Annotated in this window: 17 protein-coding genes and 1 pseudogene; 9 read left to right on the top strand and 9 right to left on the bottom strand. The window is 56.1% G+C overall.

What is annotated here, in order from left to right:
* The first annotated feature begins 21 nt into the window (after positions 1-21).
* Positions 22-330: a hypothetical protein gene (locus tag LOY37_RS24110; RefSeq protein WP_258715888.1), complete on the top strand. Its 309-nt coding sequence runs from the start codon at positions 22-24 to the stop codon at positions 328-330.
* Here LOY37_RS24110 and LOY37_RS24105 read toward each other — a convergent pair.
* Positions 289-1,191 carry a DMT family transporter gene (locus LOY37_RS24105; RefSeq protein WP_195885123.1) on the bottom strand — a complete coding sequence of 301 codons (903 nt, stop codon included), beginning with the start codon at positions 1,189-1,191 and terminating at the stop codon, positions 289-291. The genes LOY37_RS24110 and LOY37_RS24105 overlap by 42 nt on opposite strands.
* A 98-nt stretch (positions 1,192-1,289) precedes the next feature.
* Between LOY37_RS24105 and LOY37_RS24100 the strand changes: the two genes are divergently transcribed.
* Positions 1,290-2,177 carry a LysR family transcriptional regulator gene (locus LOY37_RS24100; RefSeq protein ID WP_258715887.1) on the top strand — a complete coding sequence of 296 codons (888 nt, stop codon included), beginning with the start codon at positions 1,290-1,292 and terminating at the stop codon, positions 2,175-2,177.
* Here LOY37_RS24100 and LOY37_RS24095 read toward each other — a convergent pair.
* Complete coding sequence (locus tag LOY37_RS24095; RefSeq protein WP_258715886.1) at positions 2,158-2,772, bottom strand: glutathione S-transferase family protein; 615 nt, start codon at positions 2,770-2,772, stop codon at positions 2,158-2,160. The two genes, LOY37_RS24100 and LOY37_RS24095, sit on opposite strands and share 20 nt — an antisense overlap.
* Positions 2,773-3,062: 290 nt before the next feature.
* Here LOY37_RS24095 and LOY37_RS24090 point away from each other — a divergent pair, with 290 nt between their 5' ends.
* The 7 genes from LOY37_RS24090 (at position 3,063) to LOY37_RS24060 (ending at position 7,544) form a co-directional block, all read left to right on the top strand.
* On the top strand, positions 3,063-4,322 hold the full coding sequence (locus LOY37_RS24090; protein WP_258715885.1) for a phage integrase central domain-containing protein: 1,260 nt from the start codon (positions 3,063-3,065) through the stop codon (positions 4,320-4,322).
* 3 nt (positions 4,323-4,325) lie between these two features.
* On the top strand, positions 4,326-4,880 hold the full coding sequence (locus tag LOY37_RS24085) for a hypothetical protein (protein WP_258715884.1): 555 nt from the start codon (positions 4,326-4,328) through the stop codon (positions 4,878-4,880).
* 97 nt (positions 4,881-4,977) lie between these two features.
* On the top strand, positions 4,978-5,181 hold the full coding sequence (locus tag LOY37_RS24080) for an AlpA family transcriptional regulator (protein WP_258715883.1): 204 nt from the start codon (positions 4,978-4,980) through the stop codon (positions 5,179-5,181).
* Positions 5,181-5,402: a hypothetical protein gene (locus LOY37_RS24075; RefSeq protein ID WP_309475537.1), complete on the top strand. Its 222-nt coding sequence runs from the start codon at positions 5,181-5,183 to the stop codon at positions 5,400-5,402. Before LOY37_RS24080 ends, LOY37_RS24075 begins: the two co-directional genes overlap by 1 nt.
* A complete protein-coding gene (locus LOY37_RS24070; RefSeq protein WP_258715882.1) occupies positions 5,403-5,561 on the top strand; it encodes a hypothetical protein in 159 nt (52 codons plus the stop codon).
* Positions 5,558-7,126 (top strand): AAA family ATPase, encoded by a 1,569-nt coding sequence (locus LOY37_RS24065; protein ID WP_258715881.1) that lies wholly within the window; start codon positions 5,558-5,560, stop codon positions 7,124-7,126. Before LOY37_RS24070 ends, LOY37_RS24065 begins: the two co-directional genes overlap by 4 nt.
* Positions 7,127-7,325: 199 nt before the next feature.
* Positions 7,326-7,544, top strand: a complete 219-nt coding sequence (locus LOY37_RS24060) for a ribbon-helix-helix domain-containing protein (protein WP_258715880.1) — start codon at positions 7,326-7,328, stop codon at positions 7,542-7,544.
* A 179-nt stretch (positions 7,545-7,723) separates the two neighbouring features.
* Here LOY37_RS24060 and LOY37_RS24055 read toward each other — a convergent pair.
* The 7 genes and pseudogenes from LOY37_RS24055 to LOY37_RS24025 all read right to left on the bottom strand — a co-directional run.
* A pseudogene (locus LOY37_RS24055) lies at positions 7,724-8,024 on the bottom strand (transposase); the annotation flags it as partial.
* A gap of 118 nt (positions 8,025-8,142) precedes the next feature.
* Positions 8,143-9,036 (bottom strand): HNH endonuclease, encoded by an 894-nt coding sequence (locus tag LOY37_RS24050; protein ID WP_258715879.1) that lies wholly within the window; start codon positions 9,034-9,036, stop codon positions 8,143-8,145.
* A complete protein-coding gene (locus LOY37_RS24045) occupies positions 9,033-10,694 on the bottom strand; it encodes an AAA family ATPase (RefSeq protein ID WP_258715878.1) in 1,662 nt (553 codons plus the stop codon). The genes LOY37_RS24050 and LOY37_RS24045 overlap by 4 nt, the downstream gene beginning before the upstream one ends.
* 263 nt (positions 10,695-10,957) lie before the next feature.
* Positions 10,958-11,095 carry a hypothetical protein gene (locus LOY37_RS24040; RefSeq protein ID WP_258715877.1) on the bottom strand — a complete coding sequence of 46 codons (138 nt, stop codon included), beginning with the start codon at positions 11,093-11,095 and terminating at the stop codon, positions 10,958-10,960.
* A gap of 67 nt (positions 11,096-11,162) precedes the next feature.
* Positions 11,163-11,522: a hypothetical protein gene (locus LOY37_RS24035; RefSeq protein ID WP_258715876.1), complete on the bottom strand. Its 360-nt coding sequence runs from the start codon at positions 11,520-11,522 to the stop codon at positions 11,163-11,165.
* Between the two features lie 185 nt (positions 11,523-11,707).
* On the bottom strand, positions 11,708-12,628 hold the full coding sequence (locus tag LOY37_RS24030) for a restriction endonuclease (protein WP_258715875.1): 921 nt from the start codon (positions 12,626-12,628) through the stop codon (positions 11,708-11,710).
* A gap of 110 nt (positions 12,629-12,738) precedes the next feature.
* Entirely contained in the window at positions 12,739-16,044 is a 3,306-nt protein-coding gene (locus LOY37_RS24025; protein ID WP_258715874.1) for a DUF3883 domain-containing protein, read from the bottom strand.
* Positions 16,045-16,077: the final 33 nt, after the last annotated feature.

Genomic DNA, 16,077 nt, shown 5'->3' with positions numbered 1-16,077 from the left:
GGACGTGATTCAGAGCGCGGCATGCTGAAGCTGCGCGTGAGAGAACGCTGGCAACGGTTGCAGATAAGCGGCAGCGATCACGTAGTGATGCTGCTGCTTTCAGTGATGGTCGGCTTGTGCATCGCGGCGGCGTACTGGACGGCCCACCCCAAGTCCGGGTGTATCCGCCTTGGGCGCGGTAATAGCGGGCCGATCAGTTGCGATCCGCAGGTCATTGCCGGTGAAGCGATGAACATCGTGCTGTTCAGCCTGCTGTTCGCGGTACCACTGCTCTACATACTTGGCCGGCTATTGGTGCAACTGTTCAGGCCGTTGAATTCGCCGCCGTGATGGAATGTTCAAGGCCAGCACACTGATCAACACGACCACCGCTGCGACTATCACCATCAGCGAAGGCTGCTCGCCGAGCAGCGAGGCCGCGATCAGCATGGCGCAGGGCGGGATCAGGTACAGCGCCATGGTTGCCCGGCTGACCTGCGTGTGGCTCAGTACAAAGGCCCAGCCCAGGTAGGCCAGGGCGCTGGGAAATACGCCCAGCATCAACACCGCCAGGTCTGCCTGCAGTGGCGCGGCCTTCACGGCGCCGGCCAGGCCCGGCAGATACACCAGCAGCAAGGCGGTGCCGGCCCAGATGGTGTAGCAGACCATGGTCAGGCCGTCGTACCGATGGCCATGAAGTTTCTGCAGGGTGAAGTAGATACTCCACGACAGCGCGGCCAACAGCACCAGCAGGCCGTGGGCGTTCAGTGCGCCTGGCCCGTGATCCCCGGCAACCACCATCGCCGCGCCAAGCATGCCCAGCACCAGGCAGCCCCAGTGCCAGGCGCTGGCCTTCTGACGCAGAACAAAACAGCCGATCAACAGGCTGAACAACGGTGTGGATTGCGCCAGCACACTGGATGCCCCGGCACTGATCCCGCGCTGGCCGAAGTTGATCGCCACATGGTGGGCAAACACTGCGAAAAAACCGAGCAGCATCAACAGCGGCAAGTCCTTGAGCCGGGGCAGGCTGATCCCTCGCCACAGTGCGACAAAGGCCATGAATACCGACGCCACGATAAACCGCGCCAAGGCCAGATGGCCCGGTTCGTAGCCTTGCAGGGCGATATGGATGCCCGTGGGTGAGTAGGCCCAGCACAGCACCACGAACAGGGTCGCCAGGACGATTTTCAGGGATTGGGCGCGTGGCATCGCAAGAGGCTCCGGGGGGCTGGGAGCTTCAGTATCAGAAAGGCCTATGCTCACCACAATCGACTTATACTGAGCGTATCGTTCACTTTGGGTGATGTATGGAGCTGATGCAGATTCGCATGTTCAAGACGGTCTACGACACCGGCAGCATCGCCCGTGCGGCCGAGGTGTTGCACTACGTGCCGTCGAACATCACTGCGCGGATCAAGGCGCTTGAACAAGAGCTGGGCGTGGCGCTGTTCTTTCGCCATGGTCGCGGTTTGAAGATCAGCCCGGCAGGCGAAACCTTCCTTGAATACGCCACCCAGATGCTCGCCCTGGCCGAAGCCTCGAAGGCCGCCCTGAGCCCGCAAGCCATGCCCAGCGGGCGCCTGCGTATCGGCGCCATCGAGTCCTCGGCCAGTGGCCGGCTTCCGCGGTTACTGGCCGAATGCCATGCGCGCTTCCCGCAGGTATCACTGGAATTGAGCACGGGCACCTGGTCGCAACTGCTCGATGACGTGCTCAACCATCGCCTCGACGGGGCGATTGTCGCAGTGGAGGTCGAGCGGCCGTTGCTCAAGCGCACGCCCATGTACCAGGAAGACCTGGTGCTGATCGCGCCTGAATCGCTGGGGCCGATTCGCAGCGCTGAAGACCTGCAGGGCAAGGCTATCTTCATGTGGCCGGAAGGTTGCCCATACCGCGCGGCTCTGGAGCACTGGATGCTCGAACAGGGGCAAAAACTGCCGATTGTCGGCATTGCCAGCTATGGCGCCATCGTCAGTTGCGTCAGTGCTGGCGCCGGAGTGTCGCTGGTGCCCAGGGGCATCTTCGAGCAATACCGCAAGGGCGCCGGCTGGAGCGGCCATGAATTCGCCGAACTCAAGGCCATCAGCAACGCCTTCTACTGGCATGCCCAGGCAGCAAGGCATCCAGCCCGGGATGCCTTCGTGCAGATGCTGCGCGAGGGGTTGGCGCCGGACGCTATTCGATCGGGTACTTGAGCATCGCCGGATGCCCTTCGATCTTCTGCGCCAGACGCTGCACATGCGCATAGTCGCTGGCCGCAACCACCTCGGCGCATACGTACTGGGTGAACGACCAGGCCACTGCCGTGGTGATTTCTGCCTGGCTCAAGGGCAGGCTGGGGCACTTGCTCGGCTGTTCGGCGAGCAAGCCGTCGAGCTGCGCGTACGCCGCCTGCAACTGCCCGGTCACCCGCTCCAGCCAGGGCGTGTGCAGCTTCTCTTGCGGGCGCAGGTTGTGCTCGTAGTAGATCTGCACCGACTTCTCACTGGCCGCCAGCGCCAGGCCGATCACCTGCAAATCGCTGGCGCGGGCCAGCGGGTCTTGTGGCAATAACTTTTTGGCGGGTACGGCCAGGGCTTCGAAGTAATCCAGAATCAGCGTCGAATCCATCAGCAGCGTGCCGTCGTCCAGCACCAGGCTCGGCGCCTTGACCACCGGATTGATCGCGGCGAACTCGGCAAAATTGCGAAACACCGACAGCGCCTGGTGTTCGAAGCTGATGCCGTACAGCTCCAGCGATACCGCGACGCGGCGCACGTAGGGGGAATCGAGCATGCCGATGAGTTTCATGACCACTCCAGTGAGAACAGGTTACGACCGAGTAAAAGTAGTCGAGTTTTCCCGGCTCGAAGTGTGGGCTTGGCAGCTCAGGTGTGCGCAGGGGAATGTTTCAGGCATTAAAAAGCCGGCTTGTGGCCGGCATTTATAGAATCTACGTACTTCTGCCGATTTCCAGTTTTTCATAGAAAACATGGGGGTTGCAGGCTATCATAACTCCAGTGAGCTCCACTAATATCAGTCGATAGCCAGTGATATAAGTGTGGGTCAGGGTGTGGGTCGGTAGCGTGTAGGGAGGCGGAATGCCAAAGCTGACGGTAAAAACTGTAGATAGCCTTGTGAAGGCGGCGGCGCCGGGACTGACTGGTGATGGCGAGGGGCTGTACTTTCAGATCAGTCGGACTGGAGGCACCAGTTGGGTATTCCGCTTCAAGATCGCGGGAAAGGCTCGCACGATGGGGTTAGGACGATATCCGGAGACTACCCTAGCGAATGCGCGCCAAAAGGCCGCTGACGCGCGAAAATTAAGCAAGTCAGGCGTTGATCCGCTATCGGCCCGTGAAGCAGAGCGCAACCGTCAACAGGATGTCCTGCGTCAACTGGAGGCTAAGAAGCGCACCTTTGAAATGGTCGCTGTCGAGTACAGAGACGCCCATGGTGCGGACTGGTCGCCCAAGTGGCGGAAGGGTTGGTTACGTAAGCTTGAGCTATACGCGTTCCCTGTAATTGGCGACCTACCTGTCGGCGCCGTCGACCTTGAGCATGTACTCAAGGTGCTTCAACCCATTTGGGCATTAAAAACTCGTACCGCAGACGAAGTTCGAGGGCAAGTTGAGCAAGTGTTAGACGCCGCCAAGGCTCGGGGGTTGCGTATCGGCGAGAACCCGGCACGTTGGCGTGGGCATCTTGATAACCTGCTGAGCAAGGCCGAAAAGAAAAAAGCGAGAAAACGTCAGCATTTTTCGGCGATGAAATGGAAAGACGTGCCGGCTTTGATGTTCAAGTTGAAAGAGAGTGATGTGCGTGACGCAATTGCGGCCCGCTTGCTGATCCTGACAGGCGCACGCTCGCAAATGATTCGATTTGCTGCATGGGACGAATTCGATCTAACGACCGGCGTGTGGTCGTTGCCTGCCGAGCGCATGAAAATGCGGCAAGCCTTCGACATTCCTTTGGCGCTGGAAGCTGTTGAGTTGCTCAAGGCCTTGCCACGAGTTGAAGGTAGCCCCTATCTGTTTGCAGGTCAGGGTAAGAGCGGGGTTATGCATGCAAACGCAATACGTACTCTCTTACACGGTCTGGGGCATGACAACATTACCCGTCATGGTTTTCGTAGTTCCTTTCGGGACTGGTCAGGTGAATGTACTCAATATCCACGTGAAGTCTGTGAGTTGGCTCTTGCCCACGATGAGCGTGATCAGACTGAAAGTGCTTATTCGAGATCTGATTTCATCGAGAAGCGTCGAGCGCTGATGGCCGATTGGGCTAAGTTCATTTCAAATCCTGCCGCGCCCAACGCCGTCGCCGCTGATTTTCAAACGCACTTGAGCGCCAGGAGCTAGCAAATGACAAAGCAGGTACGCATGGAGAAAGCTCGGCCGACGCGTGAAAAAATTTCTGCTTTGCCGGACATTCCGCCCTACCTCCAAAGTGAAATCGATGCGGCACGGAAAGCTTGGCGGTCATTTGTTGAAGAGTACGAAGTGAACCCGCTGAAATGGGGGTTGGCATCGTTTGAGGAAATTGCTCGACCTTATGCAGCGAGTGTGGAACTAGCTCACTCAAAAATACTGGAGTACCTAGAGTCGACACCAGCGCATCTCACATCAGGCTCGGTTTTATTTGTTTTGGCGGAGTTCAAGGACATCATTTTGTCGCAGCATCAAAGCAGAATCGCTAAGCAGCCCAAAGAGTCAAAACGACCAAGTAATGATGGCACCAAATGGGATGCCAAACGCATAGCAGAAGCTGCTCGCACCGCAGGCTACAGCGAGAGTTCAGACAAAAAAAGCATAGTTTCTAGCCTTGTCGCTCAATCTCAGAAAAGTGAAACCATAGTAAGGCGTGCTTTACGAGAGCATGGATTATCCAAGTCACAAAGTAAAAAGAAGCCACGCTGAAAATATCCGAAATTGTCGTAACCGGTGACGACAATTTCGGCCTTTATCTTCCATAGCCATTCCATCAAGCGCTAGTGAGCGCAAAGGAGATTTGGCTATGTCCATTACTACCCCACAAAACCGCCGCATCATGCGGTTGCCAGAAGTTAAAGCTTCTACTGGTTTCGGCCGCGCATGGATTTACCAATTGATGAGCGAGGGCAAGTTTCCCAAGGCTCGCCGCATCGGTGCGCGTGCCGTGGGCTGGCCAAGCGACGAAATTGAGCAATGGGTAAATGATCGTATGGAGGGCCGTTCGTAATGAAAAACGACCACTTCCTGATGTTTCTTGCTGCTCTGCAAGCCGTCTATGGTCCGCTTGATTTTCAGCCGGTGCCAGACGGCAATATCCATCGCTTCCACGTCCCCGGTGACAAGCCTGGCAGTCTGAACGGCTGGTATCTGCTGTTTGCCAACCCCGTCGCTACGGGCTGCTTCGGTAGCCCAATGGCTGGTGGTGTGTACATCGGCGAGGTGCTCTAAATGAAAAAGAGCCGCCCCCCATACCAGCAGAGCAGCCCGTCGCGTGGTCAGCTTATCACCCTCATCGGCGTCTTGTCGGGCCTTGAGTACGCCCTCCGCCTGCCTGTGCTGCTGACGTTTGTAGCACTTCTGTATCGGCTGATCATGGAGGCAGCATGAACAAAATCGCCCTTCACAACCACGTTGAACCACTCAGCGTGCTGCTTTCGCGTATGAAAGGCGTCAAGCAGCACGGCGACAGCTTCATGGCTGTATGCCCCGCACATCAAGACAAGTCTCCATCCCTGAGTCTGTCGCGGGCCGGGGATGGCAGCGCACTGGTTCACTGTTTTGCCGGCTGCAAGACCCAAGACGTACTGGGCGCGGTTGGCTTGGCTACGCGAGACCTGTTTCCTGAGAACATGAGCAAAGACCAGCAGCAAAAGTTCCGGCGCTTCAAGCTGGAAGGCGAACGCGATTCTGAGTCATTGATTATTGAGATTGCAAAGGCAGAGGCTAAGGCTGGTGCCTTGAGTAAAGAGAGCACCGCACGGTTGGCACTCGCACACGAACGAGTCGACCAGTTGGCTCGTCAGCTGGTAGAGCTCGGGAGCGCCGAAACACCGCCGCGCCTTGCGTTGCTGGAGGTGAAGTTGGACGACGTTATGAGCGCCAGCCCGGATGTTGTGCGCTATGCCGTGAAACCGTTGATGCCTCTCCGTCATGTGACTCTGTTCGGGGGGCATGGCGGTATCGGTAAGTCGAGCCTCGCATTGGCTATCAGCGCGCATGTTGCATGCGGTCTTCCCTTCGCAGGTCAGGAAGTCGAGCAATCCCCAGTGCTGTTCGTTAGCTTGGAAGATGAAGCCAGCATCGTGCGTCTGCGCTTGCGCAGTATCATTGAGGCGTACGGGCTGCCCGCAGAGCGTGTGCTTGCCTCCCTTCGCCTGTTGGACGGCACGCAAACCATCACCGCTCTTATGACAGAGGGAGATGGCTTCAGCGCGCAACCCGTTTTCACCCAGGCATACCGGGAGCTGGAAGCGGGTGCTCATGGGTCGGGGTTGATCGTGATCGACAACGCTTCTGATGCGTTCGATGCGAACGAAAACAGCCGCCGTATGGTACGTGCGTTTGTGCGTGGTTTGGCCGACATTGCCCGCAAGCACAATGCTGCCGTGGTGCTGCTGGCGCATATCGATAAGAGCGCTGCCAAGGATGGTGCACGCGGTAACAACTACAGCGGTTCGACTGCCTGGCACAACAGCGCACGCTCGCGTTTGGCGCTTATGGAGCAGGATGGGCACATTCTTCTCGTACATGAGAAGGCGAACCTTAGCGCGCGTGCTGAGCCTATGGCTTTTTTGTTCGTGGATGGCGTTCCCGTGCCTGAGGCGGGTTCTCAAGGTAATGGCCTAACCACTGAGAGCTTCGACCAGGCTGAGATCATCCGTGTCTTTACGGCAGCAAATGACGCGGGTATCAAGGTGCCAGCCATCCTGACCCCTGGCGCGCACTCGGCAATGAAGGCGCTGCAATCACTGCCAGAATACAGCCGAATCTTCCGGGGTAAGGCGGGCGGTCAGCGTGCGGCGAATGCCATTACTGCGTTGATCCGCACCGGGCACGTACGGCGCATCAAATACAGGACGCCCCAGCGTAAAATCCGTGAGCTCTTTGAGCTGGTTGAGCTGTCAGAGACACTGGTAGATCAGCTCGACAATGTGCCGATTGCGTGCGCTTAAAGTGCGCCGCGCTACCCCCTATAACCCCCCGCGCATCAGCGCAGCGCATAAGGATGCTTGCGCCAGTGCGCCAATCATCAACGGCGCAGCGCCAAATACCATCGGCGCAACGGCGCAAAGCAGAGTCTTCCCTGATGCCGCTCAATCTCGGATTATGCGGCTGTGGGGAATGTGAAAGGTTCATATCGAGGAGTACGCGATGAGCAAGAATCGTCTGTTCAAGAATCAGCCAAAAATCCGACTGATTGTGTCGGTTGAGGGCGATACAGTGGAAAGCATTGACGAGCTTATTGGTTATCCCTTTGGCGGCGGTCACCTGGCGAAAGGCAACCGATCAGAGTTCGTGCGCTTGGCTATCGAAGAGAAGCTGGAGCGTGACATGGTTCAGTTTCAGAACCGGGCTTCAGCGATTGACTAAGCGTTTCTGAGACGGAGGGATGATTTTCGTGAGCCCTTCAGCGTGGAAACTTTGATGATTTTTGTACCAGTACGCGCGTACGCGCGCGAGAAATACACCGCCTCCATGCGAACTGTCAACGCCAATAGCAAATTGGGGTAGGACGACCGTAAGCGTCCGCTCAACTCACCTTGCGCAATTCAGGCCAGCATCCTTTGATGCGGTGGCAAATACCAGATCTCACAGGCCCGCTGTCGGCGCTTCAACACATCTTTTTGATAGGCATATTGATCCTGCCCATTCATGCGCGCCGACCGGAGCTCATGATTGCCGCGGGCCGTCTACAGCAACGTAATGATCCCGCAAACGTACGAGTGCCCATGGCCGTATCTGGTTCTCGACCGGTAGGTTGTCGATAGACACAGCCTTATTGTCCATGAAGCGCGTCAGCGCTACTCAGCGTATCAGGCTGTAATTAAGGGCTTTGGCGCATGGGAATCCTGGCGAATAAGGGTGATCAAGTCCGCTTAAAATACGCGGACACCACCGCCCTTAATGCTGAAGTTCGGAAGGAGAGTCTGCCGGACGCTCACCGCTGTGCGTCCCAGATCTTGGCCACTCAGTCAGAATCGTCCAAGAGCTCATCTAGAATTCGCTGAGGTACCTTGAATATCTCCACGAAACCTCCGCCGACGAACTCGTCGTGGTTTGCCAGCGCTCTCAACAAGGTAGGTCGCCAGTGGTTGGTGTAGAAGCTTTCAGCCTCAATTGCTCCCTGGTTGCGAAGAAGCTTCCTAACGCCGCGTTCACCCTTTCTGGCGTGTTCAAGGTGAACCGCCGTCGCGTGGGACATTACGTAGTTGTTCAATTCTTTTTCATAACGTTCGTTGAGTTTCAACGTAATCATTTGGTTAGAAAGGCGATCACTGATGCCTTCATCCAGTGCAACCTCTGGTATCACTTGGAACGTTGCAACCAGCCCACCTTCAGAGATGTCTATTTGCGCCTCCAAAAACTGGAAGTCAGGCAGTGCATCAAAATAGGCGTGGACAAATGCCAGCTCTTCTTCGCTTTGCCCCCCGAAACCGGCAAGTTTGATGTGGTTGCAATCGTGGCAACTCGGCACGAGGTTTCGAGCATAGATCGCGAGCGGTGCGAAATGAGAGCGAGGGAGAAAGTGATCGAGCTCGGAGACCGGACCAATTCCACAGATAGGACATAAGCCTATTCCCTTGAAGAGTCGTTCGCGCAGCGGGTATAGCGATCGAGTCTCGTAGGTTTTCTCATAGGCCGCGTCCAGTGCGTCAATCAGTGTTTGAGGGAAGTTGGAGCCTTTGAGCAACTCGCTCGCTGTCCCCCTGTCTTCATCGTATTGGTCGTACAGGGCAAGCAGCTCTGATATTTCGATTTCAGACAGTGCATGTCCTTGCGGGCCGCGATAGTTGTACTGGCGGATGGATGCAATCAGATCTGCCCTGGAGGTTTCGCGATGAGGGAGGGGGAGGTTTCTCATCGTGCCAGCCTGCGTTTCGCCATCTTGGACAACACATAGGCACGAGCCTGAGCGCTGAGCCCGAACTCAAATATGGTGTCGATCTCTTTGAGGGTATCGTACTCTGCAGCCAGCAGATCTAGGGCGGCATGATAGTCAGTGCTGGCCGCCGTCAGGCCGAAGCTGTCATATGTCAGGATGCCGATGTTCTCCCCGTAAGTTTCGAGCGTCGGTGCAGTAATCGTTAGAGTTGAACCATTTCGTTCGACGTAGCGGACATGGCGGGCCAGTGTCTCTTGCAGAAGAACAGGCGAATGTGTTGCAACCACGCAATACGCGTTCACCTCGGTCAAAATCAAACGTACGGAATGCATCAGAGCCGCCATCAATGGTGGATGCAGGTGCGTTTCCGGCTCGTCAAAGAGCACAAGGGATTGTGGGCGGGTATGAGCTACCAATGATGCGATTACGTGCAACGCGATTTTGTGGCCGGTACTCCATTGCATGAAGTATTTACGCGCCAGTCGGGTACTGTTTAGAAGCTCATCAAGCTCAACGGTGAAATCCCGGAATGACGGATCTGTCATTAGCGGCTCAATCGCTGCTTTGAACAGGTTTTCATCCTTGTTCTCTATGATGGTCTTCAGGAGTTTGATGAACTCATTTGCAAGGGCGTCAATAGGCTTAAGCTCAGTGGAACTCCGGCGATCCATCGAGACCCTCGATCGGACACTTTCTGGCTTACTCTCAGCTCTTGCCAAGTCTTTACTCACCTCTCCAACGATGTCTCGAAGCCCGCAGAACACAAAGCGGCTGTCACCGTTGTCGATGTCCTTAACGATCTGGTTCAAGTCCTTTTCGGCCAGTCCCGGTACGACGAAGCTATCAAACGCGCTGTAGGATATGGTGACCACTCGCATGAAACCAATACTCGCTGGCGTAATCTCACCCATTGCTAAAAGTTCTTTCTTATTCCGCTCTTGAGGAGAGGCGTAGGCCAAGTGAGCTAGCCTCGAAAGGATAGTGCTCTTGCCTGATCCATTGCGTCCGACCAACACAACAATGCGCTCTGGCAGCAGTACCTTTTTGCGACTAGGCCCGATTCTTCGAAATGAACCACAGTAGTCAGGTGGGACGGGGGCTTCAAAGTTGAAATCAATGGACTCGGTGGCTCCTTTGGGGAGAAATGAAAAATCTTCCATTCCAACCAGGGCGCTGAAATTCCCCTCGTAGAGAACACGGGCGTCGGAGAGAAACTTATTCCAGTTGGACGTGTTTCGAAAGATCGACGTCTTCCATCCCGTTTCATTCTGGAACTCCTCGATCAGTTCTGGGATCGCCACGGCGTCTTGCAAGGCAGACATGATCTTTTCGCGGTGCTTGATTGGTATCTCATTCAGCCGTTGGTAGTAATCAAGTGATGTGCCTACTGACACCCATCCGCGACCAAGACGGGTAAAAGGCTTCTGAATGAGCTGGGGGCCTGTTTCTTGGTCTCGCTTGAGAATTTTCACACCGCCGATGTATTTAACTTTGTCCGGTTTACTGGCGCTCGGGCGGTAGTACAGGTGGTAGAGGGTTCTGTAACTGTAGTCGTCCCAATCGTCCTGCTGGAGGGCAAATTGGGTGTCGATGCTTTTGAGGTTTCTGCTCGAAGGTGAGTAGATGCTGATAGGCATAAGAATTGAGAGTCCGTTCAGGGCCAGTGGCGATCCATTGCTTTGAATTGGCATTCAAGCTTGCGTAGCTAGGTTTGCCAAGAGTCTGTTGACTTATGCGAGAGCATCCGCACATCAGGCTATGAACTCATATTCTCCCCGAAGAGAGCGGTCAACTTTGACGCAAGATATAACTTCATGTGGACGTAGCGTAAGTCAAGAGTGTTGTCTTTTCATATACGACGAAAGCCATGCGGGGGGCTTGGCCTTCGGCAGATGCTGTACTACTTGGCCAGTTGCTGTTCGATGGTTTTCTTGAAGAGCTCTGACTTTCCAAGGTAATGGCCTAGATGCTTGATTTCAAACTGGCCGTTGGGTTCTAGGGCGAGTGTCGGAACACCCCTCGCTTGGATCAGGGCCATCAGCTCATCGCTGTACTGGATAGGAGGTGCAGTGCGATCCTAAGAGCGCACCGCCACATCAGAGCAGTCAGAAATTCAAGGAGGCGCTGAGGTCTACTTCTTCACCGCGAAACCAGCCCAGGATTTTCGTTTTTTTCATCGAGCCCCGGATAAAACGCTGCCTCGCCTCCTCCTTAGGAATTTGGTAGGAAGCTGCAAGATCGCTATCCAATCGTCCTTGGCCGCGTTGCCAGGCCAGCTCCAGGTCGAGATCATATTTCTCAAGTTTCTTTACGAAGACTGCACCTGCAAAGTTCAGCTCTTGATTTTCGTATGCGGCACGGATCTCAATGCCGCCGTCCTCGAAAGATTTGCAAACCGATTCCTCTTCCAAGCCCTTGCTGACCAGCTCGGTGATCATTTTCTCCGACCATGATGCGTAATCCATACTGACCTTAAATCCTTGTTTGATGGGTTATTGGTAGTCTCGCGACTACTCATTTTTGGCTTGAATTGCGCCGGGTGGCAAGGCCTGTACGCGGTAAGCGTCTGGTCGTGGCTGAGCCGTTGGGCATCTGACGCATCATAGTTGCCGCTGGTGGAGCATACGAAGCTAGAGCCAATTTGTTAGCCTCACTCCTCATCGAAGTAGTCGCTATCCAGTTTCGGCAACTTGAGTAGTTGCGACGTAACTCCAACTTCATGATCCATCATCAGGTTAACAAGCCGACTGCCATCTACCAGCACCATACCCTCCACTGAACGAGCAAAGTCGATGCCTTGGACAGTGTATCCAGAGGTGGTAATAAATACTCCGCGCTTCGCCTTTTGCCCGGCTAGTGCGCCGTAGAAGGCTTGCAGCTCGGGGCGGCCAACCGTACCTTGCCAACGTTTGGCTTGGACGTAGACCTTTTCCAGTCCGAGCTTGTCGAGCGAGATCACTCCATCGATTCCGCCATCTCCGCTACCGCCTACGCGCTGCAAGTCATTGCGGCTAGCGCCGTAGCCCAGGCTGTGCAATACATCCAGCACTATGACTTCGAAGCGATTAGGGCTGACTTGCAAAAGGCTGTCTAGTAGGTTCGCTGCAGTCGCCTCGCGTAGCTCGCGCAATGCCTGCTCCAGCCGATCATCTGGGCTGACAGTGGCTGAGCTTGCTATGTGAGCAACCTGCTCTTGTCCGTCGAGCGGAATAGCGTCAGAGACACCCCTGAGCTTTACATCCATAAATCCGATAGCGAGCTGTTCTATCTGGTTTTTAGTAAGGGGATGGGGATGCTGCGCGGCGTAGGTGACGCCTGCATCAGTTAGCTTCCAATAGCCTCGTTTAGCGCTGGTGGATAGGCCTGCGCGTTTGAGGCGGTCGTGGGCCCATCCTGCACGGTTCTTGTATGTTGCCTGTCCGCTTGCAATCAGCTCTTGCCGTTGTGTTTCCGACAGGTTTAGAGCCCCGGCAGCAGCTTCATGGGTGTCACGTGCTGTCGCGCCTTCGGGTGTAGCTGCCAGGTAGCGCAGTAGTGGCTCAATGAACTGGTCGTATGTAGGGACGGGCATTGCAACTCCAAGCGCAAGGTTGATGGCGAGGGCGAAGGTTTCATACGGTTCTGCACATTTTCGGAAGCATCTCTCGGAGATGCTGTCCGAATGGTTTGCTCTTCAATCGTTCAAGTTGGAAGTCCCGTTTGAGCGATTTCGCTCCAACCCCGGTCGAACGTGAACGTCTTAGCGTGAGAGATGGGATTCTGAATTCTCAGTACGCGAGCTCTTTCCGGGTTCGACGCATGTTCGACCACGTAAAGCCAATACGCATCACCCTTTTCCCGGGCGCATTCGAACTGTGTGCGTGATAGTCCCACGGGACGGTTTTCCAGACTGCCCGTCATTGACTTCACTTCTACCCACCGAATGTACCTGCCACTGCTGTCAGCCTCGTAAAGGTCAAAGCCGGGATTGCCGTCAGGCGTGCGACGCAACGTCGGCTCAAAGCCAATGATTAGGCCGATGCCGTGCCCCTCGATCTGCATCCGCGTTGCTTGATCGAGGCCATCGGGGTCTGCGCCGTCATCATATGGATGCGCGCCGACGTACGAAATGAAGGGGCGCGCCCCGGTCTGTCCGGGCGTTCTTTTACCACCGCCAGTTCCACCTCCTCTACCGCCATATCCGCCGTTCTCACCTGAGCCACCTTGAACGCCGCCATTGCCGCTTGGTGTGCCAGTACTAGTATGGTCTGATCCGCCGCGTCTCCCGCCATTGCCCTGGCCGTCGCCACCATCGGGATCAGGTGTTCCAGGCGGGATATCTGGCATGTCGTCGCCATACAGGTCTTTCGCATCGTCGTAAACGTCACCGTTGGATGGCTCGTCGGCCTCAGGCTCGAGGTCGGTGGATGATTCGGGTTCCGGTGTTGAACTGGCGCTTAAGCGAGATACCAGCTCAGCAACGATAGAGGGGTCTCTTCGTAGTAAATCGAGAATTGCCGGATCAATGCCTGCCTCTCTGGCTAACTGATCGATGATCGGCGGCTTGAATGCAATCTTGGTCAGCAGGAAAGAATTGGGTTTCCAGCCAAGGGTTTCGAATACTACGAGCGCCGGAGTTACGAGCTCGCCGTCGGCGTTCGGCACCCAGGCGGCCTGATTTAGCGTCCGAATGAAGGCTGCGTCGAATCGGGCGGTCTTTGTCTCGTGGTAATAGCTCCATTTGTAGGAACCGTAGAACGCGGCAGTGCCGCGCGCCTCAAGGTCAGCTAACGCCTCCCACAGCACCTTCACTTTGGCTGCTGCCTCCTGGGGTTTCAGCATGGGTAAGAACTCCAGCAGCTGCGTCAGCCCCCGAAGAGTGAAGTCTTCTGGTTGGCTTTCCCATTTCGCGCGCTCAAGGCCTGCTTCACGGCGAATCTGCACCTTTTCGGAATGCGCCAGCCCCGACGGTGTTGCTTGAGGAATGAGATAGCGGCTTGCGCCACACGACACCAGCAGGTCGCGGATGTCTTCACCGCGCAAGCAGTCGTATTCGTTGTCGACGATCAGAATGTCCTGCACCCCGGAGAAGAGCTGCTGCAGGCGGTCGGTTGCGATATAGATGTCTCCGGGCTTGGCGACGTAGGTTTTACCATCACCAGTGTTGACCACCATTACAAAGTTGGTATCGCGCAGGACTGAGCGGAGCTTCTCCTTCTGACTGGCCGAATCGGTGTTGAAGGCAGTACGGATGCGTTCGATGTCAGCAGCGTAGACATCGTCGTCCACATTCACTTCTTCCTGCTGGTACTTCGGCAGGAGGTTCCAGATCACGTCATCAACCGGGTTGGGTTCGGTGATCCCTAGCGAACTCAGGAACAGGCGCGCCTCGGGTGTCGCGCACACCGCGGGGCGCATCGTCGGGAAGCTGGTGGCAATGGCGCTTGGCAAGAATGCTTTGGCTTTCCCGTTCTCGTGGGCGACAACGTGGCTGCCATCATCAAGGCGGATGAGCGGAACGCTGTCGAGGTGGCGACTCAGAGCCTTCCCCTGGCCGTTCAGGAATTCGTACAGCCGCAATACCCACTCATCAGGTTGAGTCTCAAGGAATGACTGGCTCAGGCTTGGCACCAACTTTGTTGGTGTGATCTCGTCGATGTCGAGTTCGCGCATCAGGTACTGGCGAATCTCGGGTGCCTTGTCCTGAGTGATGTCGCCAGACAACCAAGCTGCGACCTCCGAGTCGAACAGTGCCGCAACCTGCTCTGGGCTGAACAGCTCGCGCAACTCTTGTGTACGCGCCAGCTTGGCCTGATCGGCGCTAATATGCCCGCCGTCGAAGGTCGGAAGCAGCGCTTCCTTCTGAAATGCCTGCTGGACGGCATCGAACATCGGCGCGAACCGCGAGTCTTGTGGGAACTTCTCGCGGTCAAGTGGAAGACACCGAAGCGCCGATACATCCAGCATCGCCTTGTCCCGCATCCAGCGCATCGCCTCCACCAGCAAGCTGGACGTTTCCTTGACCAGATGTTGGTTCCACGGCTCGCCAGGCGGAATGTTGTCGCGGCTGGGCGTGGTGCGGTACGGCCCCTGCACGAGGAAGCCAAGGTGGCTTTCAACCACGGTCGGGAAGAACACAACCAATGGTGATTTGGCCAGTGGCTGCACTGCCCAGCGGCCGGGAGCGTCCTTCACTGTGGTCAGCGAGAAGGCGATTTCTACTCGTCCGATCTTTTGCTGTTCAGCAGAAAACACGTCGCGATGGAACACCAGCCAGTTCTGATCGACTTCGGGGCGATCATCCTCGTTACCGATCACTGTGATGCGCTGAACATTGGCCCCAAGCGTTTCCGGGCTGTTACGCAAGTAGAACCCGGAGGCGCCGCCTTCGACGCTCCAGTTGATTTCGTCGATGTGACGCAGGAAGAGCAGCGCGCCTGGTCCTAAGTGGCGAAACCCTGCCGTGATGTCCTGGGCTGCGCTAGTGTCCTCTGGTTTCAGGGGCAAGATGATCTGCGTCTCGTCCGCCGCGCGCGCCAAACGTGTCATTCGCTTGGGAAAGACGTAGTTCTCGATGGCGAAGTCCTCATCACCAGAGTGAATCTCCGGCAGATCGGTGACGGTGTAAACCGACTTGAAGCCAAGGCCAAATCGGCCAATCGAGGACTCGTTTTTAGTGCTCTCGGCAATGTCGCAGACGCTTCGGACATCAGCCTCGTCGAACGGCTTGCCGAAGTGCGAGAGCGTCAGGCGATCCGGGTTCAGGGAGAACGCAACCTTGCGTGATCCGCACCACTCGCCGCGCCTGCCGAGGGCATCCTCGGCATTTTGCAGCAGTTCGAAGATAAAGTGCGTGCGGTCGTCGTACAGGCCCGCGGCCAACTTCCCCGACTTTTGAGCTCCCTTGGTACCGTAGCTCTCCCGGTTTTCCTCGCAAATTGCCTCGTAGTTCGATGTCACCGTTGTTCCCTCTCGGTCAGGCACCTTTCCGATGCCAAGTTTGCTCAAGTCTGCACAATCAAGAAATAAAATGACAAGATA

Origin of the sequence: Pseudomonas sp. B21-012 (assembly GCF_024749305.1) — a bacterium.
Taxonomy (GTDB): domain Bacteria; phylum Pseudomonadota; class Gammaproteobacteria; order Pseudomonadales; family Pseudomonadaceae; genus Aquipseudomonas.
The sequence above is the reverse complement of the archived record's forward strand: the minus strand, read 5'-3'. Positions and strand labels throughout refer to the sequence as shown.

Bases quoted from the DNA above. Each gene is read 5' to 3' on its own strand.
- LOY37_RS24110 (WP_258715888.1), top strand. From the start codon at position 22: ATGCTGAAGCTGCGCGTGAGAGAACGCTGGCAACGGTTGCAGATAAGC.
- LOY37_RS24105 (WP_195885123.1), bottom strand. From the start codon at position 1,191: ATGCCACGCGCCCAATCCCTGAAAATCGTCCTGGCGACCCTGTTCGTG.
- LOY37_RS24100 (WP_258715887.1), top strand. From the start codon at position 1,290: ATGGAGCTGATGCAGATTCGCATGTTCAAGACGGTCTACGACACCGGC.
- LOY37_RS24095 (WP_258715886.1), bottom strand. From the start codon at position 2,772: ATGAAACTCATCGGCATGCTCGATTCCCCCTACGTGCGCCGCGTCGCG.
- LOY37_RS24090 (WP_258715885.1), top strand. From the start codon at position 3,063: ATGCCAAAGCTGACGGTAAAAACTGTAGATAGCCTTGTGAAGGCGGCG.
- LOY37_RS24085 (WP_258715884.1), top strand. From the start codon at position 4,326: ATGACAAAGCAGGTACGCATGGAGAAAGCTCGGCCGACGCGTGAAAAA.
- LOY37_RS24080 (WP_258715883.1), top strand. From the start codon at position 4,978: ATGTCCATTACTACCCCACAAAACCGCCGCATCATGCGGTTGCCAGAA.
- LOY37_RS24075 (WP_309475537.1), top strand. From the start codon at position 5,181: ATGAAAAACGACCACTTCCTGATGTTTCTTGCTGCTCTGCAAGCCGTC.
- LOY37_RS24070 (WP_258715882.1), top strand. From the start codon at position 5,403: ATGAAAAAGAGCCGCCCCCCATACCAGCAGAGCAGCCCGTCGCGTGGT.
- LOY37_RS24065 (WP_258715881.1), top strand. From the start codon at position 5,558: ATGAACAAAATCGCCCTTCACAACCACGTTGAACCACTCAGCGTGCTG.
- LOY37_RS24060 (WP_258715880.1), top strand. From the start codon at position 7,326: ATGAGCAAGAATCGTCTGTTCAAGAATCAGCCAAAAATCCGACTGATT.
- LOY37_RS24050 (WP_258715879.1), bottom strand. From the start codon at position 9,036: ATGAGAAACCTCCCCCTCCCTCATCGCGAAACCTCCAGGGCAGATCTG.
- LOY37_RS24045 (WP_258715878.1), bottom strand. From the start codon at position 10,694: ATGCCTATCAGCATCTACTCACCTTCGAGCAGAAACCTCAAAAGCATC.
- LOY37_RS24040 (WP_258715877.1), bottom strand. From the start codon at position 11,095: ATGGCCCTGATCCAAGCGAGGGGTGTTCCGACACTCGCCCTAGAACCC.
- LOY37_RS24035 (WP_258715876.1), bottom strand. From the start codon at position 11,522: ATGGATTACGCATCATGGTCGGAGAAAATGATCACCGAGCTGGTCAGC.
- LOY37_RS24030 (WP_258715875.1), bottom strand. From the start codon at position 12,628: ATGCCCGTCCCTACATACGACCAGTTCATTGAGCCACTACTGCGCTAC.